23 protein-coding genes and 1 riboswitch are annotated in these 23,058 nt (G+C 53.9%); of the genes, 11 read left to right on the top strand and 12 right to left on the bottom strand.

Annotation, left to right across the window (positions count from 1 at the left end; genetic code table 11):
• The first annotated feature begins 93 nt into the window (after positions 1–93).
• Complete coding sequence (locus tag ACSZO4_RS13745) at positions 94–1,377, top strand: HAAAP family serine/threonine permease (protein WP_437889536.1); 1,284 nt, start codon at positions 94–96, stop codon at positions 1,375–1,377.
• Between the two features lie 64 nt (positions 1,378–1,441).
• The gene (locus ACSZO4_RS13740) at positions 1,442–2,809 is read left to right on the top strand and encodes an L-serine ammonia-lyase (protein WP_437889535.1); all 1,368 of its coding nucleotides are present in this window, start codon (positions 1,442–1,444) and stop codon (positions 2,807–2,809) included.
• A 50-nt stretch (positions 2,810–2,859) separates the two neighbouring features.
• Here the strand turns inward: ACSZO4_RS13740 and ACSZO4_RS13735 are convergent, their stop codons facing one another.
• A complete protein-coding gene (locus tag ACSZO4_RS13735) occupies positions 2,860–3,306 on the bottom strand; it encodes a helix-turn-helix domain-containing protein (RefSeq protein ID WP_437889534.1) in 447 nt (148 codons plus the stop codon).
• A gap of 348 nt (positions 3,307–3,654) precedes the next feature.
• Here ACSZO4_RS13735 and ACSZO4_RS13730 point away from each other — a divergent pair, with 348 nt between their 5' ends.
• The 3 genes from ACSZO4_RS13730 to ACSZO4_RS13720 all read left to right on the top strand — a co-directional run bounded on the left by ACSZO4_RS13730 (position 3,655) and on the right by ACSZO4_RS13720 (position 5,994).
• Positions 3,655–5,286 carry a Na/Pi cotransporter family protein gene (locus ACSZO4_RS13730; RefSeq protein WP_437889533.1) on the top strand — a complete coding sequence of 544 codons (1,632 nt, stop codon included), beginning with the start codon at positions 3,655–3,657 and terminating at the stop codon, positions 5,284–5,286.
• A 97-nt stretch (positions 5,287–5,383) separates the two neighbouring features.
• On the top strand, positions 5,384–5,677 hold the full coding sequence (locus ACSZO4_RS13725) for a type II toxin-antitoxin system CcdA family antitoxin (protein WP_437889532.1): 294 nt from the start codon (positions 5,384–5,386) through the stop codon (positions 5,675–5,677).
• Entirely contained in the window at positions 5,677–5,994 is a 318-nt protein-coding gene (locus ACSZO4_RS13720) for a CcdB family protein (RefSeq protein WP_437889531.1), read from the top strand. The genes ACSZO4_RS13725 and ACSZO4_RS13720 overlap by 1 nt, the downstream gene beginning before the upstream one ends.
• A 31-nt stretch (positions 5,995–6,025) precedes the next feature.
• On the opposite strand, the gene ACSZO4_RS13715 is transcribed toward ACSZO4_RS13720, so the two are convergent.
• The 8 genes from ACSZO4_RS13715 to ACSZO4_RS13680 form a co-directional block, all read right to left on the bottom strand.
• The gene (locus ACSZO4_RS13715; protein ID WP_437889530.1) at positions 6,026–6,838 is read right to left on the bottom strand and encodes a shikimate 5-dehydrogenase; all 813 of its coding nucleotides are present in this window, start codon (positions 6,836–6,838) and stop codon (positions 6,026–6,028) included.
• Positions 6,831–8,060, bottom strand: a complete 1,230-nt coding sequence (gene sorE, locus ACSZO4_RS13710) for an L-sorbose 1-phosphate reductase (protein ID WP_437889529.1) — start codon at positions 8,058–8,060, stop codon at positions 6,831–6,833. The genes ACSZO4_RS13715 and sorE overlap by 8 nt, the downstream gene beginning before the upstream one ends.
• Before the next feature lie 52 nt (positions 8,061–8,112).
• Complete coding sequence (locus tag ACSZO4_RS13705; protein WP_437889528.1) at positions 8,113–8,937, bottom strand: PTS system mannose/fructose/sorbose family transporter subunit IID; 825 nt, start codon at positions 8,935–8,937, stop codon at positions 8,113–8,115.
• Positions 8,938–8,948: 11 nt separating this feature from the next.
• On the bottom strand, positions 8,949–9,746 hold the full coding sequence (locus ACSZO4_RS13700) for a PTS mannose/fructose/sorbose transporter subunit IIC (protein ID WP_437889527.1): 798 nt from the start codon (positions 9,744–9,746) through the stop codon (positions 8,949–8,951).
• A 65-nt stretch (positions 9,747–9,811) separates the two neighbouring features.
• The gene (locus ACSZO4_RS13695; RefSeq protein WP_437889526.1) at positions 9,812–10,306 is read right to left on the bottom strand and encodes a mannose/fructose/sorbose PTS transporter subunit IIB; all 495 of its coding nucleotides are present in this window, start codon (positions 10,304–10,306) and stop codon (positions 9,812–9,814) included.
• Positions 10,306–10,713, bottom strand: coding sequence for a mannose/fructose/sorbose PTS transporter subunit IIA (locus ACSZO4_RS13690; RefSeq protein ID WP_437889525.1), 408 nt, complete (start codon positions 10,711–10,713; stop codon positions 10,306–10,308). The genes ACSZO4_RS13695 and ACSZO4_RS13690 overlap by 1 nt, the downstream gene beginning before the upstream one ends.
• A gap of 9 nt (positions 10,714–10,722) precedes the next feature.
• On the bottom strand, positions 10,723–11,529 hold the full coding sequence (locus tag ACSZO4_RS13685) for an SDR family oxidoreductase (RefSeq protein ID WP_437889524.1): 807 nt from the start codon (positions 11,527–11,529) through the stop codon (positions 10,723–10,725).
• Between the two features lie 69 nt (positions 11,530–11,598).
• Positions 11,599–12,558, bottom strand: coding sequence for a sugar-binding transcriptional regulator (locus ACSZO4_RS13680; protein WP_437889540.1), 960 nt, complete (start codon positions 12,556–12,558; stop codon positions 11,599–11,601).
• Positions 12,559–12,906: 348 nt separating this feature from the next.
• Here ACSZO4_RS13680 and rluF point away from each other — a divergent pair, with 348 nt between their 5' ends.
• Positions 12,907–13,782 carry a 23S rRNA pseudouridine(2604) synthase RluF gene (rluF, locus tag ACSZO4_RS13675; protein WP_437889523.1) on the top strand — a complete coding sequence of 292 codons (876 nt, stop codon included), beginning with the start codon at positions 12,907–12,909 and terminating at the stop codon, positions 13,780–13,782.
• A gap of 1 nt (position 13,783) precedes the next feature.
• On the opposite strand, the gene ACSZO4_RS13670 is transcribed toward rluF, so the two are convergent.
• From ACSZO4_RS13670 to lysC, 3 genes are all read right to left on the bottom strand, one after another.
• Entirely contained in the window at positions 13,784–14,056 is a 273-nt protein-coding gene (locus ACSZO4_RS13670; protein WP_437889522.1) for a DUF3811 domain-containing protein, read from the bottom strand.
• 85 nt (positions 14,057–14,141) lie between these two features.
• On the bottom strand, positions 14,142–15,083 hold the full coding sequence (gene panS, locus ACSZO4_RS13665) for a ketopantoate/pantoate/pantothenate transporter PanS (protein ID WP_437889521.1): 942 nt from the start codon (positions 15,081–15,083) through the stop codon (positions 14,142–14,144).
• A 92-nt stretch (positions 15,084–15,175) separates the two neighbouring features.
• Entirely contained in the window at positions 15,176–16,525 is a 1,350-nt protein-coding gene (lysC, locus tag ACSZO4_RS13660; protein ID WP_437889520.1) for a lysine-sensitive aspartokinase 3, read from the bottom strand.
• Between the two features lie 89 nt (positions 16,526–16,614).
• Positions 16,615–16,812, bottom strand: a riboswitch (Lysine riboswitch).
• Positions 16,813–17,054: 242 nt separating this feature from the next.
• On the opposite strand from lysC, the gene pgi reads away from it, so the two are divergent.
• From pgi to ACSZO4_RS13635, 5 genes are all read left to right on the top strand, one after another.
• The gene (gene pgi, locus ACSZO4_RS13655) at positions 17,055–18,701 is read left to right on the top strand and encodes a glucose-6-phosphate isomerase (RefSeq protein ID WP_437889519.1); all 1,647 of its coding nucleotides are present in this window, start codon (positions 17,055–17,057) and stop codon (positions 18,699–18,701) included.
• Positions 18,702–19,089: 388 nt separating this feature from the next.
• A complete protein-coding gene (yjbE, locus tag ACSZO4_RS13650) occupies positions 19,090–19,332 on the top strand; it encodes an exopolysaccharide production protein YjbE (protein WP_437889518.1) in 243 nt (80 codons plus the stop codon).
• 64 nt (positions 19,333–19,396) lie between these two features.
• Positions 19,397–20,035 carry a YjbF family lipoprotein gene (locus ACSZO4_RS13645; RefSeq protein ID WP_437889517.1) on the top strand — a complete coding sequence of 213 codons (639 nt, stop codon included), beginning with the start codon at positions 19,397–19,399 and terminating at the stop codon, positions 20,033–20,035.
• A complete protein-coding gene (locus ACSZO4_RS13640; protein ID WP_437889516.1) occupies positions 20,032–20,772 on the top strand; it encodes a capsule biosynthesis GfcC D2 domain-containing protein in 741 nt (246 codons plus the stop codon). The genes ACSZO4_RS13645 and ACSZO4_RS13640 overlap by 4 nt, the downstream gene beginning before the upstream one ends.
• The gene (locus ACSZO4_RS13635) at positions 20,772–22,868 is read left to right on the top strand and encodes a YjbH domain-containing protein (RefSeq protein WP_437889515.1); all 2,097 of its coding nucleotides are present in this window, start codon (positions 20,772–20,774) and stop codon (positions 22,866–22,868) included. Before ACSZO4_RS13640 ends, ACSZO4_RS13635 begins: the two co-directional genes overlap by 1 nt.
• The last annotated feature ends 190 nt before the right edge of the window (positions 22,869–23,058 follow it).

The raw sequence follows: 23,058 nt of genomic DNA, 5'->3' as shown, positions 1-23,058 counted from the left end.
ATTTAATAAAATAGCAAAATAAAGACCGCGTTCTTATAACTTGAATATGAGCCAATACAATCTGGCTCAAATATATATTACAGAGGCCATATTATGGAAAACGTTCAAAGTACTCTTGTCACGCGTGAAGGCAGTGGCTGGAGAAAGAGTGATACCGTCTGGATGCTGGGTCTTTACGGTACGGCGATTGGTGCCGGAGTTCTTTTCCTGCCCATTAATGCCGGCGTGGGCGGCTTAATTCCGTTAATCATTATGGCTCTGCTGGCCTTCCCGATGACATTTTTTGCTCACCGGGGTTTAACCCGTTTTGTACTCTCGGGTAAAAACCCTGGCGAAGATATTACTGAAGTGGTGGAAGAGCATTTTGGTGTAGGTGCCGGGAAGCTCATCACCCTGTTATATTTCTTCGCCATCTACCCGATTCTGTTGGTGTATAGCGTGGCGATCACTAACACCGTCGACAGCTTTATTACCCATCAACTGGGATTGATTTCACCGCCGCGCGCCATTCTGTCGCTGATTTTGATTGTCGGGATGATGGGCATCGTCCGCTTTGGCGAAAAGATGATCGTCAAAGCGATGAGCGTGCTGGTATTCCCGTTTGTGGCTGCCCTGATGATGCTGGCGCTGTATCTGATCCCGCAGTGGAACGGCGCAGTACTGGATACCCTCTCATTAAGCAGCGCGGCACCCACTGGTCACGGTCTGTGGATGACGCTGTGGCTGGCGATCCCGGTGATGGTCTTCTCCTTTAACCACTCGCCGATTATCTCCTCCTTCGCCGTGGCGAAACGTGAAGAGTACGGTCAGGATGCCGAACGTAAATGTTCCCGCATTCTGAGCTATGCCCATATCATGATGGTGCTGACGGTGATGTTCTTCGTCTTCAGCTGCGTCCTGAGCCTGTCGCCGGAAAATCTGGCAGAAGCGAAAGCACAAAACATCTCAATCCTGTCCTATCTGGCGAACCACTTTAATGCGCCGGTGATTGCGTGGATGGCGCCGATTATCGCCATGATCGCCATTACCAAATCCTTCCTCGGCCACTATCTGGGGGCGCGTGAAGGCTTTAACGGCATGGTGATTAAGTCTCTGCGCGGCAAAGGTAAAACTATCGAGCTCAACAAACTGAACAAGTTAACCGCGCTCTTTATGCTGGTGACGACCTGGATTGTGGCCACCCTGAACCCGAGCATCCTTGGCATGATTGAAAATCTCGGCGGCCCGGTTATCGCGATTATTCTGTTCCTGATGCCGATGTATGCCATCAATAAAGTCCCGGCGATGCGTAAATACAGCGGTCATATCAGCAACCTGTTTGTGACTGCGATGGGGCTGATTGCCATCTCCGCCATCTTCTTCTCTCTGTTCAGCTAAGTTCTCCGCGCCGCCGGTAAAGGGCGGCGCCTCCGTTTTGCTTTGTTACTCGCATGGGTGCCACATGATTAGTGCTTTCGATATTTTTAAAATCAGCATCGGACCGTCCAGCTCGCATACCGTCGGGCCAATGAAGGCGGGAAAACAGTTTGTTGATACCCTCGCGGAAAAAGGCCTGTTGCACAAAGTTACCCGTCTGGTGGTTGACGTTTATGGCTCTCTGTCATTAACGGGCAAGGGGCATCACACCGATATCGCCATTATTCTTGGCCTCTCCGGTTATTTGCCGGAAACTGTCGATATTGACGCCATTCCGGCGATTATTCGCGACGTTAACACCATGCAACGGCTGTTTATTGAAGAAGGGCAACGTGAAATTCAGTTCCCGGTTGCCGAATGCATGCGTTTTCACAATGAGTTTCTGCCGCTGCATGAAAACGGAATGAGCATTACCGCATTTTGCGACGGCAAAATTGCCCACTTCCAGACCTATTATTCGATTGGCGGCGGTTTTATCGTCACGGAAGAAAACTTTGGCAAAAGCCAGGACGCCGATGTCGATATTCCTTTCCCGTTCTACTCCGCACGCAATTTACTGAACCATTGTCACGAAAACTGCCTGTCAATTTCGGCAGTGATGATGAAAAACGAAACAGCCCGTCATGGCCGGGACAACGTTGAACAGAATATGGCGAAGGTCTGGGAAACCATGCGTAACGCCATAACCCGTGGTATGAGCACGGAAGGGATCCTGCCTGGCCCGTTAAAAGTGCCACGTCGCGCCTCTGCGCTGCACCGGGTTCTTGCGCCACAGAGTCAGTCCATCACCCCGTTAAGCGCAATGGACTGGGTGAATATGTTTGCCATGGCGGTGGGGGAGGAAAACGCCGCCGGTGGACGTGTGGTGACCGCGCCGACGAACGGGGCCTGCGGGATTATTCCGGCGGTACTGGCCTATTACGATCGCTTTATCAAAGCCGTGACTCCGGAAATTTACATGCGCTACTTCCTGACCGCAGGGGCGATTGGCATTCTGTACAAGATGAATGCTTCTATTTCGGGCGCGGAGGTGGGTTGCCAGGGCGAAGTGGGCGTGGCCTGTTCGATGGCGTCTGCCGGGCTGGCTGAGCTGCTGGGCGCCAGTCCGGAGAAGGTCTGTATTGCCGCTGAAATTGGCATGGAACACAACCTGGGGCTGACCTGTGACCCGGTTGCCGGTCAGGTTCAGGTGCCGTGCATTGAGCGTAACGCGATTGCGGCGGTGAAAGCCATCAACTCGGCAAGTATGGCGATGTACCGTACCAGTGACCCGAAAGTCTCCCTGGATAAAGTCATCGAAACCATGTTTGAGACCGGCAAAGACATGAATGCCAAATACCGCGAAACGGCACGGGGCGGGTTAGCCATCAAAGTGGCGGTTTGCGAGTCCTGAGTCCTTTAAACATCGCCTGTGCAGCACTAAGCAGGCGATGCTTCCCGCCTTTAGCTTTTTTTCTCTGTATCCTGCGCCTGATGCGACCAGACCACACTATGCGAGGCGGATGAGGTGTACCACTCATTGATGGTTGAATGAGAAGCATCCTTCTGCGCGGCCTCTGCGGCATATTTTTCTTTCGGCTGATGGACCTGTTTTTTGCGGATACGGATGCGGGCAGGTACGGCGGCATTGATCTGCGCGTTAAAGGCGCGAATATGCGAGTCGTATAAAATCGACTCCAGCTGATGCAGGCGATCGAGGCCACGCAAAATGCCAATCAGTGTGCTGAGCGTCACGGATTCACCCAGCTCAACGCGTTTAATGGTTGCCGCGCCCACCTGGGCACGCTCGGCCAGCTCGATCTGCGACAATCCGAGTTGCATACGGGTTTCTTTAATTCTGCGGCACAATTCAGAAATAATTTCACTGTCGGACATCGTACTGAAGCGCATTGCCATTCCTTAACTACGTGATAAATCAGGGCAGATTATTTAACATAATAAATTATAAAGAAAGCGGATAATTTAAATTTTGCGATGATAACAACACTGTTTTTCTATAACCAGATTTCTACAGCAGAGACAGTTATTAAACAAAATAATGGCAAGAAATTATCAGGGAATGCCGCCTTTAATTATTTTTATTACACTTTACAGACAGATATTACAGGTCATTCTTTATCTCTTTTATTACATGTTACAGTTAATCTCTTATACTCATGTTAAATAACAGTCTTTCTTACTGAACGAAACTGGCGGGAAGATGAAAGGAATCAGCAACAATAAGGAGAACCTGAGTCCGTGTTAATTCTGCTTCATTTGCTCTCATCAGTCGCTCTGTTGGTGTGGGGCACTCACATTGTGCGCACCGGCGTGATGCGGGTGTTTGGTGCGCGTTTGCGCACCGTACTCAGCAGCAGCGTCGAGAATAAAACGCTCGCGTTTACTGCCGGGATTGGCGTTACCGCGCTGGTACAAAGCAGCAATGCGACCACCATGCTGGTGACCTCGTTTGTCGCCCAGGATCTTGTTGCCCTAGCGCCAGCCCTGGTCATTGTATTGGGGGCCGACGTGGGGACCGCACTGATGGCCCGCGTGCTGACCTTTGATCTTTCATGGCTGTCGCCGCTCCTGATTTTCATCGGCGTGGTGTTCTTCCTTGGGCGAAAACAGACACGCGCAGGCCAGCTGGGGCGGGTCGGCATTGGCCTTGGCCTGATTTTGCTGGCGCTTGAGCTGATTGTTCAGGCTGTCACCCCCATCACCCAGGCCAGCGGTGTGCAGGTGATCTTTGCCTCGCTCACCGGCGATATTATGCTGGATGCCTTGATCGGTGCGGTCTTTGCCATCGTCAGCTACTCAAGTCTGGCTGCGGTGCTACTAACCGCCACCCTGACCACTGCGGGGGTTATCTCCTTCCCGGTTGCACTGTGCCTGGTCATTGGCGCAAACCTTGGATCCGGCTTGCTGGCGATGCTTAACAACAGCGCGGCCAATGCGGCGGCTCGCCGGGTGGCCTTAGGCAGTCTGCTGTTTAAGCTGGTGGGTAGCTTCGCCATTCTGCCGTTTGTGCATATGCTGGCGAACCTGATGGATGGGTTGCCGCTGCCGAAAGCAGAACTGGTTATCTACTTCCATGTCTTCTACAACCTGATTCGCTGCCTGGTGATGGTGCCTTTTGTCGGCGCGATGGCCACCTTCTGCGAGCGTCTGATCCGCGACGAACCTGAGCTTGATGCGCGCCTGAAACCCAAGCACCTGGACAGCTCCGCACTCGATACCCCAACCCTTGCGCTGGCCAATGCCGCCAGGGAGACGCTGCGTATTGGCGATGCCATGGAGCTGATGCTGGAGGGGTTATATAAGGTGATGCACGGTGAGCCGCGGCAGGAGAAAGATCTGCGTAAACTCGCGGATGATATCAATGTGCTTTACACCGCCATCAAGTTGTATCTGGCGCGGATGCCAAAAGAGGAGCTGGCGGAGGAAGAGTCGAAGCGCTGGGCGGAGATTATCGAGATGTCCCTCAATCTGGAGCAGGCTTCCGATATTGTTGAGCGTATGGGCAGTGAAATTGCCGATAAATCGCTGGCCGCCCGCCGCGCCTTCTCCGTTGAAGGACTTAAGGAGCTGGATGCCTTATATGAGCAACTGCTCACGAACCTCAAGCTGGCGATGTCGGTCTTTTTCTCCGCCGACGTCACCAGCGCCCGTCGACTGCGCCGTAGCAAGCACCGTTTTCGTATTCTCAATCGCCGTTATTCCCATGCCCACGTTGACCGACTGCACCAGCAAAACGTGCAGAGTATCGAGACCAGCTCGCTGCATATGGGGCTGCTGGGGGATATGAAACGTCTCAACTCATTGTTCTGCTCGGTGGCCTACAGCGTGCTGGAGCAGCCCGATGACGATGATGACAAGGATGAGTATTAAAACGGGAAAGCGCCTCGCAAAACTGGTCGCTGAGGCGTGATTATGCAATGGAACATGGCTAATCTCGTGGTTCAACTCACGGATGGGGAAATAGAAAATGCTTGCTTATTACGCTAATCTAAGACAATTCATGCGCATTGCAATGGGGGTTATCATGCGCACTACGTCAAAGTTAAAAAAGTCGGTGAATGTTTCCCTGTCTCCTGACGTTCTGGAGGAAGCGCGTAAGCTTAAAATCAATTTGTCGGCAGTGTTAACTGAGGCCTTGATTGAAAAATTTCGCGAGAACAAACGGGATGAATGGCTCCGTGAAAACAAAAAATCCATTGATGCTGTTAATCGTTGGGTTGAAGAGAATGGTTCATTCAGTGATTTTCAACGGTCATTTTGATGGAGCAGTTTCACGCTTATGAAAATTTAGGCAGCGGCAGGCATGTCTATCCAGTGTTGATTAACCTCCAGCATCCGATTGCCAATGTACTTAAGCATGTTCTTGTCGCCCCCGCTATTGAGCTGAATCATCTCGCAGGCGTTTCACCGCCAGCGAAAATTTGCCCTGTCGTCGAAATCAATGACAACGTTTATGTCGTGATGATGCATATGATGGCAGGGATCCCAGTAAAAGAACTTGGTGAACGTGTCGCAGACCTGGCGAGTGACAGAGCTGCGCTGAGAGATGCCATTGATTTTATGATTAATGGATATTAGAGCACCATCCCTGGCGCTCTTCTGAATGCGCTTATCCCGCGCTGGCAAAGGCCGCCGCCTCATTGATAAGCGCAGCCTCCGGGCGCACGCCGGTGTACATGGCGAATTGCTCGACGGCCTGCAGGGCAATGACTTCTGTACCGCTGATGACCTTTTTCCCCGACTGACGGGCCAGTTTTATCACCGGTGTTTCTGCGGGCAGGGCGACCACATCGAAGATCACGCTGGCGTGGGCGACCATTGTTTCGCTGAACGAGAGGCTCTCGCTCTCTTTACCTCCGGCCATTCCGACGGGGGTGACGTTGACCAGAATATCGCAGTGGTATCCTTCCGGCTGCGGCTGCCACTGAAAACCGTACTGACGGGCCAGCGCCGTGCCGCTCTGCTGGTTGCGGGCGGCGATGATCACGTCGCGAAAGCCGGCATCGCGAAAGGCTGCGATAACGGCCTTACCCATCCCGCCGCTACCGCGGATCATCACCCGTGCCGTCGTATCAAGCTGGCGGCTGGCAATCAGGCTTTTTACCGCAATGTAATCGGTGTTGAAGCCGGTTAAGCGTCCGTCATCGTTGACGATGGTATTCACCGAATCAATCACCTTTGCCGAGGGATCAATCGCATCCAGAAAGGGCATACAGCCCTCTTTGAACGGCATCGAGACCGCACAGCCACGAATGCCCAGTGCTCTCACCCCTTTTACCGCCGCTTCGATATCCTTTGTGGTGAAGGCTTTGTAGATAAAATTGAGGCCCAGTTTTTCATACATATAGTTATGAAAACGGGTGCCGAAGTTGCCAGGACGACCGGCAAGAGAGATACACAGCAGCGTATCGCGGTTAATCATGGTTAATCTCCTCTGCGTGAGTCAGCAGGTACTGCTCGGCTTCCCCGGACCAGATGCCTTTATGGCGCTCAAGGATGGCGGCAAGCTCAGGATCGTCAATCTGTTTGAGCGCAGTGAGCGGCAGGTATTTTCCGGTATAAACCAGTTTTTTGCCGCCGCCGACGGCAGGCAGTTCCAGGGTGGTTTCTCCTGCGGCGTTGAGACCCAGAATATGCGTGACCACTTTTGCCGCCTGCACCTTTTTCTCTTCAATCAGTTTTACGGCAGCCCGCATATCGTCGGTATTGCCGCCGGATGTGCCAACATAATGGGTGAAGGCGTAATGCACATCGTAGAAATTCACCGGGGCGCTGAACTGCTTATCCTGCGGCCCGGCAAAGAAGTTCATGCAACCATCCGGGGCGAGCAGCGACGAGGCCAGGGTGACCAGCGCTTCATTGGGGACAAAGACAAAAATATCGTCAAAGCCGTGGCCGCCGCTCAGCGCCATTAGCGTGTCGAACGACGCAGCCTCCGCATGCAGATAATGAATCAAGGTTTGTGGTTCTGACGGATAGTGCTTACGGGCGTAGCTCAGTTTGTCTTTATTGGTGTCGGTAACAACCAGCAGCGCCGGATTCACCGGGCCATGCAACGCATAGTCAATGGCCAGCAGTCCCATCGGGCCGGTGCCGCCGAGGATCAGCGTGCGCCCCTGCGGGCGAATGCCCATTTTGTGGTTGTAAGTGCCTTCCTGGAGATGATAGTTAGCGTTAAAGGCGCCAATTACGCAGGACAGCGGCTCTACCAGCGAGCCTTCGAAGTAAGTATCGCCTTCGTAAGCCAGCAGGCAGTCCTGCTCCATCACTTCATTGGGGACGACAACGTGAGTGGCTTCCCCCCCCACCCAGGGGAAGGAGTAGCCGGGGCAATCCGGACGATCCGGCAGTTGCAGGTTGGCCTGAATCACATAGCGCTGACCAGGCCTGAATTTGTGCTGCCATTTTTTGCCGACGGCAAGAATATCGCCGCAAAACTCATGACCAATGATGATGGGATTTGTCGCCACGTCATCGGGCACTTTTTTGTGGTTCTCGCCCAGGTTTGCCTCTTTCCAGGAGGAGAGGCACAGGCTGTCGGTGACCACCGTTGCCAGAATTTCATCGTCCTGCATCTGTGGAAGTTCGAACCTTTCCAGGCGCAGGTCGCGTTTGCCATACAGGCGTAGGGCTGTTGTTTGCATGTTTACCACCTCGTGTTGAACGATGGCCCCGGCATCTCGCCAGGGCGAATAATCAGGACAGGAAACCCAGTGCGTTGCCGATAATGCCCAGACCAAAGAGGGCGAAGATCAGCCATACCGGGTTAATTTTCTTGTTAAGCAGGCGCACCATCAGCAAAGTCAGACCCAGCGCCAGTAAGCCTGGGCAGAGCTGATCAAGGATGTTCTGCACGGTCATGGTGACGGTGATGCCATCCGGGCCTGGGGTCTGCGACACCACCAACGGCACATGGATACTCGTCCATTTGGTCACCAGCACACCCATCACGAACAGGCCGAGAATCGATGCCCCTTCGGTGAGTTTTTGCAGCAGATTGCCTCCCATATCGCTGACGATGTTGACGCCCTTACGAAAGCCAAGCTGTAGGCCATACCATTTCATGGCCAGACGTACTGCATTGAAAATAAAGAAGAACAATAAAGGGCCGAGCAGGTTGCCGGACAGTGCCAGGGAGGCGCCGAGGGCGGCGGTGATCGGCCTGAGCGTGCCCCACACCAGCGGATCGCCGACGCCAGCCAGCGGGCCCATCAACCCGACCTTGATGCCGTTAATCGCGCCATCGTCAATGTCTGCGCCGTTAGCCCGCGCTTCTTCCATCGCCGCAGTGACCCCGAGTACCGGGCCGCAAACGGCAGGCGTGGTATTGAAGAACACCAGGTGGCGTTTAAGGGCGGCAACCTGATCCTCTTTCAATGGATAAAGTCGTTTAATGGCGGGGATCATGTCGTAGCAAAAGCCCAGCCCGTGAATGCGCTCAAAGTTGAACGACGCCTGCTGCAGATTGGAGCGAACGAACATGCTAAACAGGTCAGATTTGGTCAGTTTTTTCTGTTCCATGATGGGCTCCGTTAGTCATCAAGCTGGTCAAGGGCGGTGGACGGTGAGGTGGCGGCCTGAGGTTCGGCTTTGCGCCACTGCGGGTTCAACTGGATATAGACGAGAGCGATAATCACCCCCACGCCGCCGAAGGCGAGCAGACTGAAATCGAGATAGCCGCCGGCAAGGAACCCGAGGAAGAAGAAGGGCATCAGGTATTTCACGCCCATCATGCGCAGCACCATGGCGTAGCCCACCACCACGATAAACCCACCGGCAATCTGCAAGCCCCGGGTCACGAATTCCGGAATGGCGCTAAGCATATTGCTCACCATATCGGCGCTGACGAACAGCGAAACCACCAGCGCCGGAATGGCGACGCGCAGGGCCTGAACCCCGAGCGCCGAGACGTGCAGCAGGTCGATGGTGCGAAAACGCGCGTCTTCAGCGGCCTTATCTGCCGCGTGCTGGAATACCACGGTGATGGTACGGGCGAAGACGGTGAGGACCTGTCCTGCGGCGGCGACGGGCAGGGCGATGGCGATCCCCGTGGCAATGCTTTGCTGACCGACAATCACCAGAATGGCGGAGATGATGCTGGCCAGCGCTGAGTCAGGAGATTGCGCCGCGCCGACGTTCATCCAGCCCAGGGCGATAAGTTCCAGCGTACCGCCGAGCATAATGCCGGTTTTCAGATCGCCGAGAATCAAACCAATAACGGTACAGGCAATCAGCGGGCGGTGGGTCTGGAATTCATCCAGTACGCTGCCCATACCGGCAATACAGGAAAAAAGAAATATGGCTATGATTTGTAGAGTACTGATTTCCATAATATGTCACCTTTGAGATATAGACATCCCTGCCTGTTACGGCATAAATACACAGGCGTTATTTTTTATTCTGTTACAGCGATTTCTTTTATTTTGTCGAGAATATTAATCGAGGGATCGGAAGCAACCACCCGTAAATCTAATTTAACCCCCAGCTTATCCAGTTCACGGAATGCCTGAATATCCTGGTCATCTAAGGATACGGCTTTGGTTAACTGTTTTTTACCCGGTCGCCAGGCCATGCCGCCAATATTTAATGTGGCAATCTTCACCCCCTGAGAAACCATCTTTAATGCATCCTGCGGGTTGGTGAAAAGATAAAAAACGGTCTCATTTTGATATTGCGGATTATGATAAACCGCGACCGCTTTTTCGATATTCACCACATTGACTTTCATTCCCGGCGGCGCCGCCTGGCGTAATAAGGTGCGGCGAACTTCATCGTTATAAACGTCGTCATTGCAGATAATAATGCGTTGGGCATTGGCCACTTTCGACCAGACGGTCGTGACCTGGCCGTGGATAAGGCGGTCATCAATACGGGCCAGCGTAATATTCATCAGAAATCCTCCTCGGCGGTTACCGGTTGTTGCCAGACCACGCAGGTCTGACGGGCGATGGTCGTCAGGTGCGTACAGAGCTCGTCGACGTTCATGCTGGCCTGGTTATCCACCAGTTCCAGCGCCAGTGGCAGCGAGAGGCCGCTGATGACGCGCAGCTCAGGATTACGCATGGCAAGCGTCGCCGCCGCATTCCACGGACTTCCGCACTGTAAGTCGACGGCAATCAACCATTCATCCTGTATGTGTGCGCTCACTAACTTTTCGAGTTTGCTGGCGATGTCATTCGCGTTCTCGCCGGGGACAAATGCCACCGCGCTGACGTTGACCTCGCCATACACCATTTGTACCGATTCCAGCATGGCGCAGGCCAGTTGCCCGTGGGCGCAGAAGATTACATTCACCATATCGCCTCCTTAACCCCGCGTTTTTCCGCCCGCAATGTTAGTGGTTACTCCGGTTATGTAGCTGGCCCGTTCTGAGAGTAAATAAGAAACAAAATCAGCAACTTCTGCCAGCCGACCCGCGCGTCCAATGGGGATCGCGTTCTTTGTATAGCCGTCACGCAGCTGATCGACGGTGATATTGCGCGTCCAGGCCAGCGCCTCTTCATATTCCGGCGTGCGCAGACCGGTTTTTTCCAGAATGCCAGGTGCTATCCCCACCACGCGGATGCCGTGTTTACCCAACTCCTTTGACCAGGAGCGGGTAAAGCTGTTGAGTGCGGCCTTGGTGGCGGCATAGCAGCTCTGGCCCTCGGAACCCTCAAGTCCGCTCTCGGAGGAGACATTCACAATCACTCCGTCGCGCTGTTTAACCATCTGGCGGGCCACCGCCTGGGACATTAAAAAGCCCCCTTTCTGGTTGATATTGACCATTTTTTCAAAAGCGGCTTCGTTTAATTCATATTTTCCCGCCGGGGCTTTTTCGTCGATCAATAAACGAGGGAAGTTGACCCCTGCGTTATTAACTAAACCATCAATACGACCAAATCGCTGAATGATTTCATCAACGGTATGGCTTATATCACCGGCGCTGGAAATATCCGTCGGCCAGAAGTGATAATGGCTGTTTCCTTCGTGCTGACCTTCGCCGCCGTGAATATCGGCCATCTGTACATTTGCGCCCTGCGCTATTAATTCAGCAACAATGGCCAGGCCAATACCCGACGCGCCACCGGTGACAATAATGACTTTATCCTGAAGATTTAACCACGTTTGCATACCCGACTCCCGATTTTAGGCCATGAGATCCCCGCGCAATAATTATTGCGTGATTTACCTGTTAAATTTTTACTGCAACAATAATTCAGCCGTCTGGCGATTAGTTACCAGGCAGTTAATATATTTTCCATGTAATGCTCCGAGGATCCCACTGTATTTTTCTGCACCCATCGCAATGCCGATGGAATAACGCGCCTGCTTTAAACGCTGCATTTCTATGGAGAGCGTCTTTTCACTCATATTGGTCTCAACGGTTACGCCAGCAATATCATAAAACCGTGAGCAGATATCACCCGCAACATGACGTGCATTGAGATCGTCACTCTCCTCACTGCCGTAAAAAGCATGCCAGTTGGCGCCGTCGCGAATGGCCGGGGAACCGATCCCCACCAGGGCGACGTCGATATTGTTCCAGTAGGCTGAAATGGTTTTAAAGTGCTGAGACTGCATAATACCGTTGCGAATCAGTTCATTATCCAGAAGCGCCGGAAAGTCAGCCAGGTGGGATTCCCCTTTCAGGCGTGCCGCCGCGCTGTAGGTGAGGGTGTTCACGTGGTAGCGGCTTTCCAGTTTGCCGGACGGACCGCCGATAATCGGCACGCAAATAAGCTGCCTGGACTGGCTGGAATGCGGCAGGTTTTCCACCAGCGATCGTACCGCTCGTCCCCATGACAGGCCGATGATGTCGCCGGGCGTCAGCAGGCGTTCCAGCAGGCGTTCCAGCAGCTGCGCGCCCTGCTGGCCCATCACGTTAAGCTGCTCATCTTCACTCTCAGCCTCACTGGAGGTCACCACCACCTCTTTTAAGGCGTATTTTTGCTTGAGTTGCTGTTCCAGCCACAGGTTCTCGTTGTAATCATAATTAATGGCGATAGTGACGATCCCTTGCTCCCGCCCACGTTTGAGCAGGCGACTGATGGTCGTGCGATAGATACCCAGCTCGCGCGCAATCTGCGCCTGCGTCATGTCCTGCTCGTAGTAGAGCTGGGCAATTTTTACGATCAAACGGATATCGTCGCTGTTTTCCATCGTCATCTTTCATCCCCTGCACATATGTGCAAACTGACCTGTGTGTTACCTGATCCGATATAACCTTATACAGAGGCACTTTCAAAGGGGTTTTCTGTTATTTAAGGCTGCCTGCGCGCCCATTTATGTTGCACAAATGTTTTTGTGCTGCGCAAACATCAGCACTTTTGTGCTTGCTCCTCTAACCGCTTGATTCTGCATTTGTTCGGCACACAAAGTTGCGCGCGCTTTCTGGCATCACTTTTGTGTGGAAAGACGTGATGGATCACATTTAATTTGTCCGTAGCGATGAGGAGCATTTTTTATCTGTCATCAGGTGAGATATATTTCGCTTTTACAGGAGAATTTATGCTGCCAGACTCATCCATCCGATTAAATAAATACATCAGTGAAAGCGGGATCTGCTCACGTCGTGAGGCCGACCGTTTTATTGAACAAGGCAACGTTTTTATCAATGGCAAGCGCGCCACCATTGGCGATCAGGTTGCCGCAGGTGACGTTGTGAAAGTGAATGGTCGGTTGATTGAGCCGCGTGAAGCGGAAGATCTGGTGTTTATCGCCCTGAACAAACCGGTGGGGATCGTCAGCACCACCGAAGACAGCGAGCGCGACAACATTGTCGATTTTGTTAACCACAGCAAACGCGTATTCCCCATTGGCCGCCTCGATAAAGATTCTCAGGGCCTGATCTTCCTTACCAACCACGGCGATCTGGTAAACAAAATTCTGCGGGCCGGTAACGACCACGAGAAAGAGTATCTGGTCACGGTGGACAAACCCGTTACCGATGACTTTATTCGCGGCATGGGGGCCGGGGTGCCGATCCTCGGGACGGTGACCAAAAAATGCAAAGTCAAAAAAGAAGCGCCTTTTGTGTTCCGCATTACCCTGGTTCAGGGGCTGAATCGGCAGATTCGCCGTATGTGTGAACATTTTGGTTTTGAAGTCACCAAACTTGAGCGTACGCGCATCATGAACGTTGGCCTGGCGGGGTTGCCCCTCGGTGAATGGCGTGATCTGAGCGATGATGAGCTGATTATGCTGTTTAAGCTGATTGAGAACTCATCCTCGGAAGCCAAACCTAAGGCAAAAGCCAAACCGAAGCCGAAAACGAGTGATATTAAGCGGCCGGTAGTGAAGATTGAAAAATCGGAAGAGAAATCGCGCCCGACGTCGAACGGTAAACGTTTTACCCAGCCTGGGCGCAAGAAGAAAGGGCGTTAACTTAACGCCTGCCGCGCGTTGAGGTGTTGGCCGACCAGGAAAAGGTGGTCGCTTCATCGGGTTTATAAGCCTGCTTTTTCTTCATCTGGCGGGCTTTTTTTGCTTCTGCTTCTCGCTCCACCATCAGTTTGTCGATGTACTCTTTTTTCACGCTATTGGTTTCGGCGTTGGTCAGTACCCGCCCGTGCGCAATGCGTGCGCGATCGAGCAGCGTTTTTAGCTCCCGCTGTTCGCGTTCGGTCATCTCTTTTTGGGTAATGCGGGGGAGTGCCATATCGGTGCCCTCATTCAGTAAGAGATTCCAGTGTACGGGAATACCCGGCTCGCAGATAGCGCGAAGGCCGGGTAAACGTTCAGGCTTAGCCCTTTTTCGCCACTTCCTGCGACTTCTCACTAATAGGCTTACCGGACCAGTAACCCGCCAGCAGAGAACCTGAGAGATTATGCCACACCGAGAACAGCGCGCCGGGCAGGGCGGCTAACGGTGAGAAGTAGATTTTACCCAGCGCCGCGGCAAGACCGGAGTTCTGCATCCCGACTTCGATAGCCAGGGTGCGGCAGGTGGATTCGTCAAAGCCAAACAGACGGCCGCCCCAGTAACCGCCCAGCAGGCCAATGCTGTTATGCAGGATCACCGCCACAATCACCACCAGGCCCACCGAGGCAATATGAGCGGCTGAACCGGCGACCACCGCGCTGATAATCGCCAGGATACAGACCATCGAGAACGCAGGCAGGTAAGGCTCCACGGCTTTGACCACCCGCGGGAACAGATGGTGCACAATCAGGCCAAGGCCAATTGGGATCACCACAATCTGTAAAATGCTCAGCAGCATGCCCATCACATCCACCTGGATATGGGCATCCACGTACAGACGGGTGAGTAGCGGCGTTGCCACCACACCGACCAGCGTGGAGACGGACGAAATAGTGACGGATAAGGCCACATCACCCTTTGCCAGATAGATCATCACGTTGGAGGCGGTGCCGCTTGCCACGCTACCGACCAGCACCATGCCAGCAGAGAGATCCGGCGGCATCTTAAAGATCATAGCCAGCAGCCAGGCGGCCAGCGGCATCACCAGATAGTGCAGGAAAATACCTGCCGCAACCGGGGCCGGACGCGATAACACGCGTCTGAAGTCATCAATTTTAAGGTGCACGCCCATGCCGAACATAATCAGCATCAGCAGCGTGGTGACCCAGGGGCCGACAGGGGTGAACGTTGAAGGCGTGTAATAAGCAATAACAGAGAGCAGCAGCGCCCATAACGGGAACAGCCGGGTGAGTACGGCGAGCATAGCGTTTTCCTTGAAAGCGTGGTGTTGTGTTTAGTTATAAAAAGGCCGGGTTCGAGCCCGGCCATAGACATTTTTTATCGTGTGACGAAATATTATTCAAATAAATTATGGTGCAGCTTCTGTACAACCTGCTCAGCTTCGCTGCCAGGCACCAGGAAGCACAGGTTGTGGCTGGATGCGCCGTAGCAAATCATGCGGATATTGAACGGGTCGAGTACGCCAAACACCTCTTTGCCTACACCACAGGCTTTCGACAGGTCGTTGCCAATTAGCGCCACCAGCGCGAGGTTCTCTTCCACTTCCACACGGCAAAGGGAGGAAAGCTCAGTCAACAGCGCCTGGGTCAGCAGGGTATCTCCGGTGGACGTCGAGCCGGTGGTATCCAGCGTCAGGGCCACGCTCACTTCGGAGGTGGTGATAAGGTCAACGGAAATATTGTGCCGCGCCAGGATGCCAAACACCTCTGCCAGGAAGCCGCGAGAGTGCAGCATATTCAGGCTGTGCAGGGTCAGCAGGGTCTGCTTACGACGCAGCGCCAGCGCGCGGAACAGCGGCGGATTGCTGGTTTTATTGCACACCATGGTGCCGCCCGCTTTGGGATCTTTACTGGAGCCAACGAATACCGGAATGTCGCTACGTACCGCTGGCAGCAGAGTTGCCGGATGCAGGACTTTGGCGCCAAAGGTTGCCATTTCGGCGGCTTCTTCAAAGGCTATTTCATCAATGCGCTTGGCCGCTGGCACGACGCGTGGATCGGTGGTGTAGATGCCGGGCACGTCGGTCCAGATATCAACACGGGTGGCATGTAAGGCTTCGCCAAGCAGGGCGGCGGTGTAATCACTGCCGCCACGGCCCAGCGTGGTCGTCCGGCCTTTCGCTTCGCTACCGATAAAGCCCTGGGTGATGACCAGGCTTTCGCCAAGGCGGGGCGCGAGCTGTTGGGTGGCGAGTTCAGCAAGTGCGGCAACGTCCGGCTCAGCACGGCCAAAGCGATCGTTGGTGCGCATTACTTTGCGCACATCAAACCACTGTGCCTGCACATTACGCTCACGCAGCACTTCAACAAACAGCAGGCTGGACATCAGTTCGCCATGGCTGACCAGTTCATCGGTCAGAGCGGTGGAGGTGGCCAGCGATGCCGCTTCGGCAAGCGTAGTGATGTTTTCCAGCAGGCGCTCAATCTCTTCCCGGATAACGTTGGGGTTCGCCAGGCGCTGCAGAATATCGGACTGGATTTTACGGATAGCATCGAGTTTGACGGCGCGCTCGGTCGCTTCCAGCCCTTCGGCCAGCGCAACCAGCAAATTCGTGACGCCCGCAGAGGCGGACAGGACAACCAGGCGGACGCTTGCATCGGAGAGCACCACATCCGCACTGTGGTTCATGGCATCAAAATTCGCCACACTGGTACCGCCAAACTTGGCGACAACTAATTCAGACATAACAACCTCGTGTCAGGGGATAGATTATTCAGCCATGGCACAAGGGAAGAGCGAAAGGGGTAGGCGCAGAGAGACAGACAACTACGATTACACCCAGAAGTGCTCCACCACTTGTGAAACGCCCGACTGCGAACGTTTCTGGTGACAACCCAGGGGATTCAGCCCCTGTAGCCGATGATGACTGCTGCCGTGCAATTCACCACCTCGGCGTTACTCCCCCTCACGTATCGTCTGCGGACTGGCTCCTCGAATACGGTGTACCTGGGCAACGCGCCTCTTCTGGCCCGCGCGTACGCGGGTAGCGCATATAGAAATAAAGGCTAGCGGCCCCGCTGTCAATGTTGCGATTATGCGGATTTTTCATGCAGATGAATCGATTAGAAAAAGGCCTTATGTTGGTCGAATTTATCGCGATATTTTGTCGATTTTTCATACTGCTACGGGCAGTGATATAAAAACCATCACAATTTTCGTTCGCAGGCGCTACAATCGACCGCAGTCACAATTCTCAAATCAGAAGAGTATTGCTATGAAAAATATCAACCCAACGCAGACCTCTGCCTGGCAGGCATTACAGAAACACTACGCTGACATGAAGGACGTTACTATCGCGGAACTTTTCGCGAAAGATAGCGATCGTTTTGCTAAGTTTTCCGCGACTTTTGACGATTTAATGCTGGTGGATTTCTCCAAAAACCGCATTACCGCAGAGACCCTGGCCCTGTTGCAGGATCTGGCAAAAGAGACCGAACTGGCGGGCGCCATTAAGTCTATGTTCTCCGGCGAGAAAATTAACCGTACCGAAGACCGTGCAGTACTGCACGTGGCGCTGCGTAACCGTAGCAATACCCCGATTGTGGTTGATGGCAAAGACGTGATGCCAGAAGTGAACGCCGTGCTGGAGAAGATGAAAACCTTCTCTGAAGCGATCATTTCCGGTAGCTGGAAAGGCTACACCGGTAAAGCGATTACCGACGTGGTGAACATTGGTATTGGCGGCTCCGATCTGGGTCCGTTTATGGTGACTGAAGCGCTGCGTCCGTACAAAAACCACCTCAATATGCACTTTGTGTCTAACGTCGACGGTACCCATATCGCCGAAGTGCTGAAAAAGGTGAACCCGGAAACCACTCTGTTCCTGGTGGCCTCCAAAACCTTCACCACTCAGGAAACCATGACCAACGCCCACAGCGCGCGTGACTGGTTCCTGGCGACCGCGGGCGACAACAAGCACGTGGCAAAACACTTCGCCGCACTGTCCACCAACGGTAAAGCGGTGGGTGAATTCGGTATCGACACGGCCAATATGTTCGAGTTCTGGGACTGGGTGGGCGGTCGTTACTCGCTGTGGTCAGCCATCGGTCTGTCGATCATTCTGTCCGTCGGCTTCGACAACTTTGTTGAGTTGCTCTCCGGCGCCCATGCGATGGATAAACACTTCGCGAGCACCGCACCTGAGCAAAACCTGCCGGTACTGCTGGCGCTGATTGGTATCTGGTACAACAACTTCTTCGGCGCAGAAACCGAAGCTATTCTGCCGTATGACCAGTACATGCACCGCTTTGCTGCCTATTTCCAGCAGGGCAACATGGAATCCAACGGCAAGTACGTTGATCGTAACGGTAACGCCGTGGATTACCAGACTGGCCCAATTATCTGGGGCGAGCCGGGCACCAACGGCCAGCATGCGTTCTACCAGCTGATCCACCAGGGCACCAAAATGGTTCCTTGCGACTTTATCGCGCCGGCAGCGACCCATAACCCGCTTTCCGATCACCATCCGAAACTGCTGTCCAACTTCTTTGCCCAGACCGAAGCGCTGGCGTTTGGTAAAGCGCGTGATGTGGTTGAGCAGGAATACGCCGACCAGGGTAAAGATCCGAAAACCCTGGAACACGTGGTGCCGTTTAAAGTGTTCGAAGGCAACCGTCCGACCAACTCTATCCTGCTGCGTGAAATCACCCCGTTCAGCCTGGGCGCGCTGATTGCGCTCTATGAGCACAAAATCTTTACCCAGGGCGTTATCCTTAACATCTTCACCTTCGACCAGTGGGGCGTTGAATTGGGTAAACAGCTGGCGAACCGTATTCTGCCTGAGCTGGGCGATGACAAAGCCGTCAGCAGCCATGACAGCTCAACCAATGGCTTGATCAATCTGTACAAAGCCTGGCGTTAATATCGTTCATCCTTTTTGGATGATGCTCTGAATAAGAAAATAAAATGCCGACATCGCGTCGGCATTTTTTATCGGATAATTCTCGTTGCCTCTACTTGCACTTAATTTAATGCCTGAGGTTATTCTGAAAAAGGCGAATAGCCAGCTAATCACCCGGTGTTATTTTCAGATGTTACCTATAATACCTGGCTGGTAGTTAAATTATAAGGAATTGAAAATAAACGTATTTAAATTAAATATATTATTTGCATATATCCCTTTTATCTAATTTTCTTAAAACGCACCGCTGCGTTTCCCATTCCGTAAATAGCCTGCTTTAGTTGTGTATACTGGTTCTCGCCTGATTATTTCAGGTCTACCTCCATTCATTCTATGAAGGGAAATTTATATGAAAAAAGCACTGTTTGGCATTTTTGCCATAACCGCGCTTGCGGCGACTTCTGCATTTGCAGCACCGATTCAGGTGGGTGAAGCAGCAGGGTCGGCAGCAACGTCTGTCTCTGCGGGAAGTTCCTCAGCGACCAGCGTTAGCACCGTAGGTTCGGCGGTGGGCGTTGCCCTGGCGGCAACCGGTGGCGGCGATGGTTCCAATACCGGAACCACCACCACCACAACCACCAGTACTCAATAATCGCGAGTACTTAATCATAACCACACTTCGGTGTGGTTATTTCGTCACCCTTCGGAGAAGAGTCGTGAAGCGACCCGCAATTATCCTGTTTTGCCTGCTTATTCAGGCCTGTTCTGCCACCACCAAAGGGTTGGGACATTCGCTGTGGGATAGCGTATTCGGCACGCCTGGCGTTCATTTGACCGATGACGAGATAGCGGATATGCCCTACGCCAGCCAGTACATGCAGTTTAATGGCGGGCCGCAGGTCTTTGTGGTACTGGCTTTTGCCGAAAATGGTCAACAGAAATGGGCGACCCAGGATCAGGCGCTGGTCGTGACAGAGCATTACCGGATCGTCAAAACTCAGCTGCCGGGGGATAACCTGTTGCAAGTCAATAACCTGGCCGCAGACCCGCTGGCGAATCCGACGCAGATTGTCGACGGTGCGCACTGGACCCGCACACTGGGCTGGACCGAGCATAATCAGGTGCGCTATGCCACCGCGCGTTCAGTGTTTCGCTGGAACGGCACCGATAAGGTGACCCTGGGCAGCGATGTTACTCAGGTGCGGATCCTCGAAGAAGAGGTCTCAACGGAGCGAAAAAGCTGGCGTAACCGCTACTGGGTGGATGAAGACGGGGTGATCCGCCAGTCGGAACAGTATCTGGGCGCGAACTGGTTCCCGGTTAAAACCACCCTGGTTAAGGCGGCGAAATCATGAACATGCGATTTTGCCTCACTCTGGTATTGAGCCTGTTATCGTCGCAGGCGCTGGCGGCGGGAACCGTCGAGGTGTACACGGCTGGCGACGGAAAACCGAAAACCCTGACAGACGCGGCGCATCTGATTGATGTGGTTGGTCAGCCGCGGCTGGCGCAGAGCTGGTGGCCAGGGGCGGTGATCAGCGAACGTCAGGCCAGCGCAGTGGCGACAGAACGTCAGCAGGCGTTACTGAGCCGCTTAGGGACGCTGGCGAGCGAGGAGAGTGGCGACGATGCGGCAGCGATTAATGCGCTACGCCAGCAGGTGCAGTTACTCCAGGTCACGGGTCGGCAGCAGGTCAATCTCGATCCGGATTATGTGCGTGTGGAAGCGGGAGCAAACCCGCCCCTGGACGGAAACTACAGCCTGTGGGTTGGGCCGCAGCCTGACACCATTACCGTTTTTGGGCTGGTCAGTCAGCCGGGTAAAAAAACCTTCACGCCAGGACGCGATGTGGTCGGTTACCTCGACGAGATGAGCCTGCTCAGCGGGGCGGAAAAGAGCGAAGCCTGGCTGATTTACCCCAACGGGCGCACGCAGAAAGTGCCGGTGGCTTACTGGAACCGACGCCATGTAGAACCCATGCCGGGTAGTACGATTTTTGTCGGCTTCTCTTCAGCGTTGTGGGGTTCACGCTATGAGGCGCTTAACGCCGACATTCTTTACTCTCTGACGCACAGGATACCGGAACAATAATGAAAAAATCCTTTGTCATCAGTGTGCTGGCGCTTGGGATTAGCGCCGCCTGCCACGCCGAAAGCTATCCGGCGCCGGTGGGGCCATCGCAGTCGGACTTCGGCGGCGTCGGTCTTATGCAAACGCCAACAGCCCGTATGGCCCGGGAGGGGGAAATTAGCCTCAACTACCGGGATAACGATCAGTACCGCTATTATTCCGGCTCCATCCAGCTCTTCCCCTGGCTGGAAACCACCCTGCGCTATACCGATGTTCGTACCCGCCGATACAGCAGCGTGGATGCCTTCTCCGGCGATCAGTCTTACAAAGATAAAGCGTTCGATCTGAAATTACGTTTATGGGAAGAGAGTTACTGGCTGCCGCAGGTCTCCGTCGGCGCGCGTGATATTGGCGGGACTGGGCTTTTTGACGGCGAGTACGTGGTGGCTAACAAAGCCTGGGGCCCGTTCGATTTCTCCCTTGGGTTGGGCTGGGGCTACCTGGGTACCGCAGGCAATATCAAAAACCCGCTTTGTAGCTATGAGCAGAAGTATTGCTACCGCGATAACAGCTACAATCAGGCCGGTTCGGTGGATGCCAGCCAGATGTTCCGCGGCCCGACGGCGCTTTTTGGCGGCGTGGAATATCAGACGCCCTGGCAGCCGCTACGCCTGAAACTGGAGTACGAAGGCAACACCTATCAGCAGGATTTTGCCGGCAAACTGCCGCAAAGAAGCAAGGTTAACGTCGGCGCAGTTTACCGGGTGGCTGACTGGGCCGATGTGAACCTGAGCTACGAGCGCGGGAACACCTGGATGTTTGGCTTTACGCTGCGCAATAACTTCAATGATCTGCGACCGTCCTATAATGACAATCCTCGCCCGCAGTACCGCCCGCAGCCGCAGGATGCGATTATCCAGCACTCCGTGGTGGCCAATCAGCTCACTTTGCTGAAATACAATGCCGGGCTTGCCGATCCCAAAATTCAGGTCAAGGGCGACACGCTGTATGTCACCGGTGAGCAGGTCAAATACCGGGATTCGCATGAAGGGATTGAGCGCGCTAACCGTATCGTGATGAACGACCTGCCGGAAGGGATCCGTACCATTCGGGTGACCGAAAATCGGCTGAATATGCCGCAGGTCACCACCGAGACGGATGTCGCCAGTCTGCAGCGTCATCTTGAAGGTGAGCCGCTGGGCCAGGAAACAGAGCTGGTGCAAAAACGTGTCACGCCGATAGTGCCGGACAGCACTGAGCAGGGCTGGTATATCGAGAAATCAAGCTTTGATTTCCATATTGACCCGGTGCTCAACCAGTCTCTGGGCGGCCCGGAAGGGTTCTATATGTACCAGCTTGGGGTGATGGCGACCGCCGACTGGTGGCTGACCGATCACCTGCTGACCACCGGCAGCCTGTTTGCCAATATCGACAATAACTACGGCAAATTTAACTACACCAACCCGCCCGCGGACTCACAGCTGCCGCGCGTCCGTACCCGGGTGCGTGAATATGTGCAGAACGATGTCTATGTGAATAACCTGCAGGCCAACTACTTCCAGTATCTGGGGAATAACGTCTATGGCCAGGTGTATGCCGGTTATCTGGAAACTATGTATGGCGGAGCGGGCGCTGAATTGCTGTGGCGTCCTGTCGACAGTAACTGGGCGTTTGGCGTTGACGCCAACTACGTGAAGCAGCGTGACTGGCGCAGCGCGCAGGATCTGATGAAATTCACCGACTACAGCGTCAAGACAGGGCACGTAAGCGCTTACTGGACCCCATGGTTTGCGCAGGATGTGTTGATCAAAGCCAGCGTCGGGCAGTATCTGGCCGGGGATAAAGGCGGCACTCTGGAAGTGGCGAAACACTTCGACAGCGGTGTGGTGGTGGGGGCTTATGCCACCATCACCAACGTCTCGCCGCAGGAGTATGGAGAAGGGGACTTCACTAAAGGGGTCTATGTGTCGATTCCGCTGGATCTCTTCTCAACCGGCGCCACCCGCAGCCGGGCAGCCATTGGCTGGACGCCGCTGACCCGCGATGGCGGCCAGCAGCTGGGGCGCAAGTTCGATCTCTACAGTCTGACCAGCGATAAGAGTGTGAATTTCAGGTGATTTATCGTGTGTGTCCCCTCATCCCAAAGGGGCAAGGGAATGTTTTGCTCCCTCTCCCTTTGGGCTGAGGGATCCCCAGAAAAAAATGCCCGCACGGACAGTCCCCTCTCCCATTTTGGGAGAGCAGCTGTGTTTAAAGTCAATGGGTGGCAGCTAACCTGCCGCCCATTTTGTATTGTCACGCACCATG

This window comes from Phytobacter sp. V91 (assembly GCF_965644225.1).
GTDB lineage: Bacteria > Pseudomonadota > Gammaproteobacteria > Enterobacterales > Enterobacteriaceae > CBFFRJ01.
The sequence above is the reverse complement of the archived record's forward strand: the minus strand, read 5'-3'. Positions and strand labels throughout refer to the sequence as shown.

What these genes read in the sequence shown, in the direction of transcription:
- ACSZO4_RS13745 (WP_437889536.1), top strand. Translation starts at nt 94, where the DNA reads ATGGAAAACGTTCAAAGTACTCTTGTCACGCGTGAAGGCAGTGGCTGG.
- ACSZO4_RS13740 (WP_437889535.1), top strand. Translation starts at nt 1,442, where the DNA reads ATGATTAGTGCTTTCGATATTTTTAAAATCAGCATCGGACCGTCCAGC.
- ACSZO4_RS13735 (WP_437889534.1), bottom strand. Translation starts at nt 3,306, where the DNA reads ATGCGCTTCAGTACGATGTCCGACAGTGAAATTATTTCTGAATTGTGC.
- ACSZO4_RS13725 (WP_437889532.1), top strand. Translation starts at nt 5,384, where the DNA reads ATGCTTGCTTATTACGCTAATCTAAGACAATTCATGCGCATTGCAATG.
- ACSZO4_RS13720 (WP_437889531.1), top strand. Translation starts at nt 5,677, where the DNA reads ATGGAGCAGTTTCACGCTTATGAAAATTTAGGCAGCGGCAGGCATGTC.
- ACSZO4_RS13715 (WP_437889530.1), bottom strand. Translation starts at nt 6,838, where the DNA reads ATGATTAACCGCGATACGCTGCTGTGTATCTCTCTTGCCGGTCGTCCT.
- sorE (WP_437889529.1), bottom strand. Translation starts at nt 8,060, where the DNA reads ATGCAAACAACAGCCCTACGCCTGTATGGCAAACGCGACCTGCGCCTG.
- ACSZO4_RS13705 (WP_437889528.1), bottom strand. Translation starts at nt 8,937, where the DNA reads ATGGAACAGAAAAAACTGACCAAATCTGACCTGTTTAGCATGTTCGTT.
- ACSZO4_RS13700 (WP_437889527.1), bottom strand. Translation starts at nt 9,746, where the DNA reads ATGGAAATCAGTACTCTACAAATCATAGCCATATTTCTTTTTTCCTGT.
- ACSZO4_RS13695 (WP_437889526.1), bottom strand. Translation starts at nt 10,306, where the DNA reads ATGAATATTACGCTGGCCCGTATTGATGACCGCCTTATCCACGGCCAG.
- ACSZO4_RS13690 (WP_437889525.1), bottom strand. Translation starts at nt 10,713, where the DNA reads ATGGTGAATGTAATCTTCTGCGCCCACGGGCAACTGGCCTGCGCCATG.
- ACSZO4_RS13685 (WP_437889524.1), bottom strand. Translation starts at nt 11,529, where the DNA reads ATGCAAACGTGGTTAAATCTTCAGGATAAAGTCATTATTGTCACCGGT.
- ACSZO4_RS13680 (WP_437889540.1), bottom strand. Translation starts at nt 12,558, where the DNA reads ATGGAAAACAGCGACGATATCCGTTTGATCGTAAAAATTGCCCAGCTC.
- rluF (WP_437889523.1), top strand. Translation starts at nt 12,907, where the DNA reads ATGCTGCCAGACTCATCCATCCGATTAAATAAATACATCAGTGAAAGC.
- ACSZO4_RS13670 (WP_437889522.1), bottom strand. Translation starts at nt 14,056, where the DNA reads ATGGCACTCCCCCGCATTACCCAAAAAGAGATGACCGAACGCGAACAG.
- panS (WP_437889521.1), bottom strand. Translation starts at nt 15,083, where the DNA reads ATGCTCGCCGTACTCACCCGGCTGTTCCCGTTATGGGCGCTGCTGCTC.
- lysC (WP_437889520.1), bottom strand. Translation starts at nt 16,525, where the DNA reads ATGTCTGAATTAGTTGTCGCCAAGTTTGGCGGTACCAGTGTGGCGAAT.
- pgi (WP_437889519.1), top strand. Translation starts at nt 17,055, where the DNA reads ATGAAAAATATCAACCCAACGCAGACCTCTGCCTGGCAGGCATTACAG.
- yjbE (WP_437889518.1), top strand. Translation starts at nt 19,090, where the DNA reads ATGAAAAAAGCACTGTTTGGCATTTTTGCCATAACCGCGCTTGCGGCG.
- ACSZO4_RS13640 (WP_437889516.1), top strand. Translation starts at nt 20,032, where the DNA reads ATGAACATGCGATTTTGCCTCACTCTGGTATTGAGCCTGTTATCGTCG.
- ACSZO4_RS13635 (WP_437889515.1), top strand. Translation starts at nt 20,772, where the DNA reads ATGAAAAAATCCTTTGTCATCAGTGTGCTGGCGCTTGGGATTAGCGCC.